The sequence below is a fragment of the Ligilactobacillus salitolerans genome, assembly GCF_003864415.1.
Lineage (GTDB): Bacteria > Bacillota > Bacilli > Lactobacillales > Lactobacillaceae > Ligilactobacillus > Ligilactobacillus salitolerans.
This window is the reverse complement of the sequence record NZ_BFFP01000016.1, coordinates 36,043-46,521: the sequence shown is the minus strand read 5'-3', so window position 1 is coordinate 46,521 and position 10,479 is coordinate 36,043. Positions and strand designations below refer to the sequence as shown.

General features: G+C 44.8%; 9 protein-coding genes. 5 read left to right on the top strand and 4 right to left on the bottom strand.

What is annotated here, in order from left to right; translation table 11 throughout:
- Positions 1-239 precede the first annotated feature (239 nt).
- Positions 240-2,765 carry a M1 family metallopeptidase gene (locus tag LFYK43_RS05955; RefSeq protein ID WP_124976397.1) on the top strand — a complete coding sequence of 842 codons (2,526 nt, stop codon included), beginning with the start codon at positions 240-242 and terminating at the stop codon, positions 2,763-2,765.
- Positions 2,766-3,228: 463 nt separating this feature from the next.
- Here LFYK43_RS05955 and LFYK43_RS05950 read toward each other — a convergent pair whose 3' ends face one another.
- Positions 3,229-4,080 (bottom strand): aldo/keto reductase, encoded by an 852-nt coding sequence (locus LFYK43_RS05950; protein WP_124976395.1) that lies wholly within the window; start codon positions 4,078-4,080, stop codon positions 3,229-3,231.
- Positions 4,081-4,296: 216 nt separating this feature from the next.
- On the opposite strand from LFYK43_RS05950, the gene LFYK43_RS05945 reads away from it, so the two are divergent.
- Genes LFYK43_RS05945 through LFYK43_RS05930 form a run of 4 tightly spaced genes read left to right on the top strand, consistent with a single transcriptional unit; the run spans position 4,297 to position 7,390 of the window.
- Positions 4,297-4,752 (top strand): CopY/TcrY family copper transport repressor, encoded by a 456-nt coding sequence (locus tag LFYK43_RS05945; protein ID WP_369692900.1) that lies wholly within the window; start codon positions 4,297-4,299, stop codon positions 4,750-4,752.
- A gap of 17 nt (positions 4,753-4,769) precedes the next feature.
- Complete coding sequence (locus LFYK43_RS05940) at positions 4,770-5,141, top strand: cupredoxin domain-containing protein (protein ID WP_124976393.1); 372 nt, start codon at positions 4,770-4,772, stop codon at positions 5,139-5,141.
- Between the two features lie 45 nt (positions 5,142-5,186).
- The gene (locus tag LFYK43_RS05935) at positions 5,187-5,459 is read left to right on the top strand and encodes a cupredoxin domain-containing protein (protein WP_124976391.1); all 273 of its coding nucleotides are present in this window, start codon (positions 5,187-5,189) and stop codon (positions 5,457-5,459) included.
- Positions 5,459-7,390 carry a copper-translocating P-type ATPase gene (locus LFYK43_RS05930; protein WP_124976389.1) on the top strand — a complete coding sequence of 644 codons (1,932 nt, stop codon included), beginning with the start codon at positions 5,459-5,461 and terminating at the stop codon, positions 7,388-7,390. The genes LFYK43_RS05935 and LFYK43_RS05930 overlap by 1 nt, the downstream gene beginning before the upstream one ends.
- Positions 7,391-7,494: 104 nt before the next feature.
- Here LFYK43_RS05930 and LFYK43_RS05925 read toward each other — a convergent pair whose 3' ends face one another.
- The 3 genes from LFYK43_RS05925 to LFYK43_RS05915 all read right to left on the bottom strand — a co-directional run bounded on the left by LFYK43_RS05925 (position 7,495) and on the right by LFYK43_RS05915 (position 10,442).
- Entirely contained in the window at positions 7,495-8,793 is a 1,299-nt protein-coding gene (locus LFYK43_RS05925) for an MFS transporter (RefSeq protein ID WP_124976387.1), read from the bottom strand.
- A 424-nt stretch (positions 8,794-9,217) separates the two neighbouring features.
- Positions 9,218-9,934, bottom strand: coding sequence for a gamma-glutamyl-gamma-aminobutyrate hydrolase family protein (locus tag LFYK43_RS05920; protein WP_124976386.1), 717 nt, complete (start codon positions 9,932-9,934; stop codon positions 9,218-9,220).
- Positions 9,935-9,947: 13 nt separating this feature from the next.
- Complete coding sequence (locus LFYK43_RS05915; RefSeq protein ID WP_124976384.1) at positions 9,948-10,442, bottom strand: C39 family peptidase; 495 nt, start codon at positions 10,440-10,442, stop codon at positions 9,948-9,950.
- Positions 10,443-10,479 lie beyond the last annotated feature (37 nt).

The window sequence follows — 10,479 nt, the reverse complement described above, 5'->3', positions numbered from 1 at the left end:
TAAAACAAGTTAAATTACCTAGATAAGGATACAAACAAGAAGTTTCGAAGTAAATTTTTTAATTCACAATCATTTAGTCAGAATTCGTCCAAAATCGGGAGAAGGAAAGTGACCAACTAAAAACGGCCACTTACAATGAAAGTATTTCGTAGCTTATCTGGCATTTATTAGAGTATAATGAAATTACTGATTAACAGCGTTTTTTACGTTGCTTGAAATTTAAGGAGGTATGTATTTTCGTGACACGTTTATATGATGATTTTAAACCGACAGACTACAAGGTATATTTAGACATTGATCGGTCTGCCAAATTGATCACCGGTCAAACGGAGATCAGCGGGCAAGCACTTTCGGCTCAGATCGCCATCAACCAGAAGTTCTTAAAGGTTGCACGCGTTCAAGTTGCAGGCAATGATGTTGAATTTGCTGTGGATGACCAGGCTGAAACGATCAAGGTTACACTGGCTCAACCAGGAAACACAACTCTCACAATCGACTACACAGCTCCTTTGACTGATACTATGATGGGGATCTACCCGTCCTACTACCAGGTTAATGGGGAAAAGAAGCAATTGATCGGGACACAGTTTGAGACTACGGCTGCCCGGCAAGCCTTTCCCTGTGTCGATGAACCAGCAGCTAAAGCGACATTTGAATTAGCAATTAAATTTGACGAGCATCCAGGTGAAACAATTATTGCTAACATGCCTGAAACTGAGGTTAAAGACGGTGTACATTACTTTGAAAAAACAGTTAAAATGTCCACTTACCTGGTAGCCTTTGCCTTTGGCGAGATGCAAAGCAAGCTCACGCAGACTAAGAGCGGCGTGCAGGTTGGTGTTTTCTCAACCAAAGCTCACCAGGAAAATGAACTTGATTTTGCGTTAGACATTGCGAAACGCTCGATCGAATTTTTTGAAGATTTCTACCACACACCTTATCCGTTGCCGCATTCTTGGCAATTAGGACTACCGGACTTTTCTGCCGGGGCAATGGAGAACTGGGGCTTAGTGACCTACCGTGAAGCATATCTGGTCATCGACCCAGAAAACACTTCACTGGAAGTCAAGGAACGTGTCGCAACAGTGATCGCGCACGAATTAGCTCATCAATGGTTTGGCGACTTAGTCACCATGCAGTGGTGGGATGACCTTTGGCTCAATGAAAGTTTTGCCAACATGATGGAATACGTCGCAATCGATGCCTTGGAACCAGACTGGCATATTTGGGAACTGTTCCAGACAGCTGAAGCTTCCGCTGCCTTGCAGCGTGACGCGACTGATGGAGTGCAGTCTGTGCATGTCCAAGTTGAAGAACCAGCTGAGATCGATGCGATTTTTGATGGGGCGATCGTTTATGCTAAGGGTTCGCGGATGCTGGTCATGGTCCGGGCTTTGATCGGTGATGATGCCTTGCGTCAAGGCTTGAAGGCTTATTTTGAAGCACATCAATATGGCAATGCCACTGGGGCAGATCTCTGGGATGCCTTGGGACAGGCAGCCGGCATTGACCTGGCAACAATCATGAATACATGGTTGGAGCAGCCAGGGTACCCGGTTGTTAGTGTCCAGGTCGTGGACGGCAGATTGACCCTCTCACAGCAGCAGTTTTTCGTTGGTGAAGGCAATGAAGTCGGCCGCTTGTGGCAGATCCCGTTAAACGGCAACTATGAGGCAGTACCGCAGATCATGGCGGAACAGACGATCGAACTGGGCGATTACGCAACATTACGCGCAGCTGCTGGCCAGCCTTTGCGTTTGAACTTGGGGAATGATTCACACTTTATCGTTAAATACGATGACGGGCTCTTGGAAGATATTTTGGCAAACGCTAAAGATTTGGATGCTATCACTCAACTGCAATTGTTGCAGGATCTGCGTTTGCTCGCAGAAGGGCGGCAAATTTCATACGCCAGTGTCGTCCCGTTGCTAAAGGACTTCGCTGACAGCAAATCTAACCTAGTGAATGTTGCCTTGTACCAAATCACAGGCAACTTGAAGAAGTTCGTGCAGCCGGACTCAACAGAGGAAAGCAATTTACGTGAGCTGTTTGATCAGCTAAGCGGCGCACAGGTTCAGCGGTTAGGCTGGCAGCCAAAAGACGGCGAATCGATTGATGATCAGCTGACTCGTCCGTATATTTTGAACGCTGCGTTGTATGCGCAAAACGCTGATGCCATCGCGCAAGGGCATGCTTTATATCTTGAGAAAAAATATGAGCCAGCTTCATTGCCGGCTGACACCCGTCCTTACATTTTGCAAAATGAAGTAAAAAATTATGGCAGCCCAGAATTGTTTGATCAGTTACTGGCTGAGCACGGTAAAACTTCTGATGGTAATTACCAAGCCGGCATTGAATTTGCACTGACTAAGACGTCAGATCAGGACTTACTCGCTAAGATCGTAGCCGACTTTGAGAACAGTGACGTGATCAGACCGCAAGACCTGCGGGGCTGGTACCGTGATGTTTTGGCCAACGATAAAGGTCAGCAGGCAGCTTGGGATTGGATCCGGCAAGAATGGCAGTGGCTAGAAAAAACAGTTGGCGGCGACATGGAGTTCCCAACGTTTATTACAGTTACCGCTGGAGTCTTCCATACACCGGAGCGTTTAGCTGAGTTCAAGGAATTCTTTACACCTAAGCTTGATGTCTCTGGCTTGAAGCGCGAGATCCAGATGGATACCAAGGTGATCGAGAGTCGGGTTGCTTTGATCGAGGATGAAAAGGCAGCTGTCAATGAAGCAGTAGCACAAGCTATCAAATAATTATCAAGATAGACCTCTAGTGTGTACCAGGCACTAGAGGTCTATTAAATTATTCAATTTGATTCAATTAGGGATGTGGATACAAGTCGGGCGAAGTAGTATCCAGGAAAGGCGGTCGTGGATACAAGTCAGGCAGAGTAGTATCCAGGAAAGAAAGTCGTGGATACAAGTCGGGCAAAGTAGTATCCAGGAAAGGCGGTCGTGGATACAAGTCAGGCGAAGTAGTATCCAGGAAAGGCGGTCGTGGATACAAGTCGGGCGAAGTAGTATCCAGGAAAGACGGTCGTGGATACAAGTCAGGCAGAGTAGTATCCAGGAAAGAAAGTCGTGGATACAAGTCGGGCAGAGTAGTATCCAGAAGGATGTGGAGGTACATCGTCCAGAGTAACCTCCACATATCAACAAGCAACAAAAAAGGAGCGAGCCTCTCAGTCACGAGAAGCCCACTCCTTTTGTTATTTATTTAAAATGGAACAGTATCGGGATTATTGCCGTAGCCGCCGACACCAACTAAGGCATCGAGTTCGGCCATTTGAGCGTCCGTTAATTCAAAATCAAAAATCTGAGTATTTTGCTGGATCCGATCAGCATGAACTGATTTAGGCAGCGGCAGGTATTCGCGTTGTAAAGACCAGCGCAAGCAGACCTGAGCTACAGAGTGGTTGGTTTCTGCCGCCAATTTTTGTAAGGTCGGGTCGCTGAAGATCTTACCGGTACCAAATGGACTATAAGCCTCCAGCAGGATCTTGCGGTCGCGACAGTAGTTAACTAATTCATCATCATGGTCGCCGGGGCAAAGATGGATCTGGTTGACCATCGGCACGATCGTTTGTGTTTTTTCCAGGACTTCTAAATGGTGCTTGCGGAAGTTGGAGACACCGATCGCGCGGACTTTGCCAGCCTTATAAGCATCTTCAAAGGCACGCCAGGTTTCTTGCAGGTGCTTTTCCCAGTCATCATTTCTGTAAGGGGCTGGGTTTGGCCAGTGGATCAAAAAGAGATCGAGGTGGTCAAGCTGAAGATCCTTCAAGGTCTGGTCCAAACCGGCAGTTGCATCGTCATAGCTGTGGAGGGTATTGGTCAGCTTGCTGGTGACAAAAATTTCATCCCGCGGAACACCGCTGGCCTTGATCCCACGGCCGACACTTTTTTCATTGCCATACATTTCGGCTGTGTCAATGTGGCGGTAACCAGCGTCAAGAGCGGCTTTCACAGAAGATTCAGCAACATCTCCGTCTGGAGTCTGCCAGGTACCAAAGCCGACGACCGGAATTTCAACGCCATTGTGCAATGTGTAGGTGCTTGTTAGATCCATAGATAAAACCTCGCTTTTCATGAATTTATGATTCCTTACTATTATATAAATAATCTGAAGTGATGTAAAATGTTGAATTTTGTTTGAATTGGGTCTAAGAGTTGAAATAGCTTGTTTACTGACAAACAAGAAATATTTTCCTTTTTCGTTGACAAATGTAAATCATGAGGTATGATAAAGGTGAAATGACAGATGTAAACGAAAGGAGCAAAGTCAATGCAAATGGTACAAGAGAGTCCGGAGATGACGACCTCTGAGTGGGAATTGATGCGGATCATTTGGACAAAAGGCAAGGCAACCAGCAGCGAAGTCAGTGATTTGATCCAAGGCAAAAAAGCGTGGACTGAATCGACAGTCAAAACCTTACTGCGACGCTTGGTCAATAAGCGCGCTTTAGCCACGGAAAAGGAAGGACGGCGCTTTATCTACCTGCCGCAAGTCACTGAGACTGAAGCGATGGATCAGATGACTAGTGAAACCTTCGCTCGGATCTGTGCTATGAAAAAGGGCCAGGAACTGGTCAAATTACTGACAGAAACGCCGCTGAGTCAAAACGATATTACAGAGATGCAGGATATTTTGAAACAGAAGGCAAAAACGGCACCTTCCCAAGTCGCCTGTGATTGTCTGGCAGATCGAAGCCAGTGTCAAGCTAACGGATGCTGTCAGTGAAAGGAGCGAAATAAGTCATGGTAAAAATTATTGTTTTACTGGTGGGCTTGGCTTTAATTGGTTTTATTATCTGGTGGTTTTTCGCCAAACATGAGACTGAGCAAGGCACAGCCGAAGTCCAAGCTGATCAGCAAAGTATCGACGTTGAAGTCAAAGGCGGCTATTCACCTGAAACTGTGGTTTTGAAAAAGGGCGTGCCGGCAAAGATCAATTTTACACGCAGGGATCCATCCAGCTGTTTGGACCGTGTCGTTTTTCCGGATTTTGGGATCAACCAAGAATTGCCTAAAGATGAGACTAAGACAGTCAAGATCGATACCAGCAAAGCAGGTGAGTTTCAGTGGGCCTGCGGTATGGACATGTTTCACGGTAAATTGATCATTAAATAGTGCGGCGGCTAGCAAGAGAGAAAAAAATTAATGGAGGAATTTACGATGAGCGAGAACACACAAAAGGTTAATGTAACAGTTGCAGGCGGTTATGACCCAGAAGTAGTCACTTTAAAGCAGGGAGTGCCGGCAGAACTCACCTTCACCCGAACCAGTGAGCAGGGGTGTTTGGACGTCGTGCACTCTAAGGAGCTTGGTTTTGAAGAAGAGCTGCCGTTAAATGTCTCGAAGACAGTGACAGTGGCGACAGATAAAGCCGGGGAATATCAGTTTAGTTGCGGCATGGACATGTTTTTCGGGAAAGTAGTTGTTGAGTAATGAAAATTACAACACGTTTTTGGATCTCACTGGTTTTATCGCTGCCCATGCTGGTGGAAATGATCTTAAAGCCGTTGACTGGGTGGATGCTGCCTGGCGGACACTGGACCATGTTCGTGTTGACGACCATTGTGATGGGACTTTCAGCGGGGCCATTCATTCAGAGTGCCTGGGCCTCATTTAAAAAGCACCATTCGAATATGGACACCTTAGTGGCAATTGGGACCGCAACCGCCTACTTCTATAGTATCTATGCTTTATTGACACACAAGCAAGTCTTCTTTGAAAGTGCAGCTTTTGTGACGACCTTTGTTTTGTTAGGTCAGGTATTTGAAGAGCGAATGCGCAACAATGCATCGAATGCGATCGAAAAATTATTCAGTCTCCAGGCAAAGGAAGCTGAGGTCAAACGTGACGGCCAGTTCGTTAAGGTTCCGCTGGACCAGGTCGTCGTCGGTGATGAGATCAGAGTTAAACCAGGTGAAAAGATCGCTGTTGACGGGGAAGTTATTTCTGGCAGTTCGACGATCGATGAATCAATGGTGACCGGTGAAAGTCTGCCTGTTTCACGCCAGACAGGCGATTCAGTGATCGGCTCGACACTCAATAAAACCGGGACATTAACTTTTCGGGCTAAGAAGGTCGGTGGCGATACACTCTTAGCCCAAATTGTGGAGCTGGTCAAAAAAGCACAAAATAGCCATGCGCCGATCCAGAAACTGACTGATAAAGTATCAGACATTTTTGTGCCGGTCGTTTTGATCGTTGCGATCGCGACATTCTTGATTTGGTATGTCTTACTAGGACTCAACCTGGCAAATGCACTGATTTTTGCCGTGGCGGTCGTTGTGATCGCCTGCCCGTGTGCTTTGGGCTTGGCGACACCGACTGCTTTGATGGTCGGGACCGGTCGCGGAGCTAAGATGGGGATCCTGATCAAAAATGGTGAAGTTTTAGAGACTGTCAATGACGTCAAAACGGTGGTCTTTGACAAAACGGGCACGATCACGGTTGGCAAACCGGTCGTGACAGATGTTCGCGGTGAGCAAGACCAAGTCCTGCAAGTTGCTGCAGCCTTGGAAGAGAACTCGGAACATCCATTGGCTGAGGCGATTTTGGATGCAGCTAAGGAAAAGCAGACAGCATATCCAGCAGCTACGGACTTTCAAGCTATTTCTGGCCAGGGTGTGGCGGCTAAATTCAACGGCCAAGATGCCTTTGTGGGGAATACTAAATTGCGTCATGATTATCAAATGGACGAAGACCTGCAAAAAGAGATGGAAACTTTGCAAGATCAAGCTAAGACGGTAGTGCTAGTCGGGCTTAACCAGCAGGTGATCGGTCTGATCGCAATTCAGGATACCCCAAAGGAAACCTCTGCGGCCGCCATTTCAGCTTTGAAAGCACGCGGCTTGAAGACGGTCATGCTGACTGGCGATAATCAGCGGGTCGCACAAGCAATCGCCAAAGAAGTCGGCATTGATCAGGTGATCGCAGAAGTTCTGCCGGCTGATAAAGCTGAGCAGATCAAGCAGCTTCAAGGCAGCGGCAAAGTGGCATTTGTCGGCGATGGGATCAATGACGCTCCTGCTCTGAGTACTGCTGATGTTGGGATCGCGATGGGGTCCGGAACTGATATCGCGATCGATGCTGGCGGGATCGTCCTGGTCAAAAACGATCTGCGAGCAGTCGATCAGGCTTTGGAACTCAGTCAAAAGACCTTTAATCGGATCAAGTTGAATCTTTTCTGGGCATTTATCTACAATGTCTTAGGGATCCCAGTTGCAGCGGGACTCTTCTATGGCTTGGGTGTCACCTTGAGCCCTGAAATTGCCGGACTGGCGATGGCCTTCAGTTCTCTGTCAGTGGTTACCAGTTCAGTGTTGCTGAATAAGACTAAAATTACTAGTCGGGCGATGCAAACAGAATAAATGCAAGACCTAAAAAGTGCTTCATAACTGTCTGACAGTTATGGGGCACTTTTTTCCTCCTTTAAAAAGCAGGCTTTTTTATGCAGAGTCAGCTTTTCTCACAGTTAATCTTTGCTGTATTGGGTATCGTGCTTAATATTTTTGAGCAAAACAGGTGACAGCAAAATTGTATAGATGAAGAGGGCCAGACCGTTGATCAGCAGGATATAGCCGCCGTTAAAATTATGTTGAAACAGAAAAGTGTAGAATAACGTTCCTAAAGGCATGATTGAAGTATTGGCGACTGTCAGCAACGACATTACTCTTCCTAAAATGTTAGTCGGAATTGTTTTTTGCAGTCTAACTTGCATCGTAATATTCAAGATGGCCAGTGTGATCCCCAAGAGCAGCGTAATGATCGTTCCTCCAATTTCTAGCTGTAAAGCAGTGAGCTGTTTGAGGAAAACACAGGCCAAGCAGACAATCTCGATGCCTAAAAATAACAGAGGCAGCAAGATTTTTTGTGTGAACCATTTTTTATCGGGAATGACCAGCATCAAAATGCTGCCGATCAGCATACCAATCGCTGAGCCGGTATCTAAAAAACCGACGGGACCATTGCCGAACTGCAGCTGGTTTTTAATGATGTAAGGGATACCTATAGTTTGAGCGGTAAAAATAAAGTTAGCAATCACAGCTATGCTAATGATCGTTTTGATTAGTTTGCGCTGGTTGACATACTTGAGACCTGCTTGAAAATCAGCCAACGGGCTTGGCTTTGGACTGGATTGACCCTCATTAGTTTCAGCATAATGAAAATGCATGGTCTGCAAAAGAAGCCAAGAGATAAATGCGGCTAAAATTTCCAGGTAGATAAAGACCTCAAAGCTCACTGTACTGTATAAGCCGACTCCGAGTGCAGGCGCCAAGATTGCAGAAAAAGACGCAGCTCCTTGGGTCAGCGAGTTTAGTTTCTGAATCTGATTCTCATTGACCAGCTCATGGACAGCAGCCGAATAACTCGTATTGCTAAAGTTGATCGAAATTTCGTTAATGATCAAAAAAATAATAACCGGGATCAATTTGAACAGGCCATGGAAGCTATTGATCGTCAGGGCAAAAACTATTAGTGCAGCGAAACGGACTGAAATGCTGAGGTTAAGGATGATTTTATGCGGATAGCGGTCAGTTATATTTCCCACGGGAATTAAGAATAATAGACCGATAATTGGGGCGATGATCATGCTGAGTCCAAAACTGAGCGCTAATTTAGTCTGGTCTAACAGCATTAAACCCAAGCCGTAATTAAACATTTGACTGCTAAGCGAGCCGACAAAATTGCTGGTAACGTCTTTTGCGATCTGCCAATTTGATTCTTTATCACTGATAGCAATAGTTTGCGTCGTGCTGAGTTCCTTTTCCATGTGTTTCCCCACTTTCCTATGTTGACTGCAATAGCTGCTATTCCAACTGCTAGCTTGTTTGTTATGTTATAGCCATTGAACAACTTTGATATAGGAAAATAAAGGCAGTTTGCGCATGTGGTATTGTGCAGTGTCTGACAGGTCAGATTCACTGATCAAAATACTCAACTCAAATTTCGCTAAAAAAAGACGGTTATGATACTCGCAATGAGTTCCATAACCGTCTTGATTAAATACTTTCTACCTATAACTAACAATCAGCTTGAGGAGCAATTTAAAGTACTCTTTGAATGCCTTTTTGGTAATAAAAAGAGGGAACATTTGTAAGAAACATCCCTCAAAAACTATTCTATGCCTCACTAGATCTTTCTTTTTTTCTGAAAGACCCAGTTGCTTTAAATAGAAAGCACTAGCACCACGTATACTAATAAGATTTTTTAGAGCGTTCAACAAAATCACGAAACAGCTCCATTTCTTCCGGCTTCGTATCAAAAAGAAACTCTGGATGCCATTGAACTGCTAATACTTGATCGTTTTTCTTAGATTCAACTACTTCAACTGCATGATCAGCAGCACGACCCGAAACAAATAATTCCGTCCCAGGTTCTTTAACTGTTTGATGATGATGTGAGTTCACATAAGGATGATCCCCCAAAATCGTTTCAGCTTTGGTCCCAGCTTCAGTTGTAATATGATGGCTCGGATAAAAAATCGGTGCATCCTGATGATGTTTAATAAATGCATCTTCACTTTGACTTGGAAAGTCCTGAAACACAGTTCCACCAAGAGCAACTGAAATAATTTGAATTCCTCGACAAATACCAAAAATGGCTTTACCCGCTTGGTAGGCTTGTCGGCAAAGGGCAATTTCAAATTTATCCTTAATTAGTGAAGTTGACCCGATTTTTGCGATTGGTTCTTCACCAAATAAGGTTGGATCAATATCCGGACCACCAAGAAACGCAATGCCGTCTAAATTCTTAACATAGTCTTTGGCAATTTCTTCACTGTTATTAGGTGGTAAAATAACCGGCACGCCTCCAGCTTTAATAATTGCCTGCGCAACATTATCATCAATATAATCTGTAAATCCATGTATTTTAGGATCTGAATCCGATGGCATTCCAATAAATGGTTTCATTCTCTAGGACCTCCTAATAGCTAATGGCTAACTTCATTTTTTTGGCACGGCTTACTTCAAGCTCTTTCGTGGGAAGTTGTGTTTGTTCTCCTGTCCAACAGTCATTATAAAAAATTCGATCAGTATCAAAACCAGTCATTGTTAATGCATGAGTATGAAAGCCATCAAACTGGCCAACCCAAATAACAATTGGATGCCCAGTATTAGCCAAATGATTTTTCAACTCTTGAATTGATTGACCGCTCAAATTGATTGCATTTCCAGCATACTTAGTAACTAATGGCATCAATGCCGGAGGATAAATACTATTGCCATGTTCGGTAAATGGATCGCCAACAAATCCTTTGTTGCAATCATGATCATCATAAGGCATTTCACGGGCCAAATCAGTCTTCTTAACTAATGAACCAGCATAACGCAACATCATAGTGATCGCAGTAATTTCACAACCAGTAGGCAACTCGGGCATCTGTCTAATTAATTCCACATTTAATTTTTTTGAGTGCATGTTTTCTCCTTCTATTGCAAATTCGCTATATTAAATT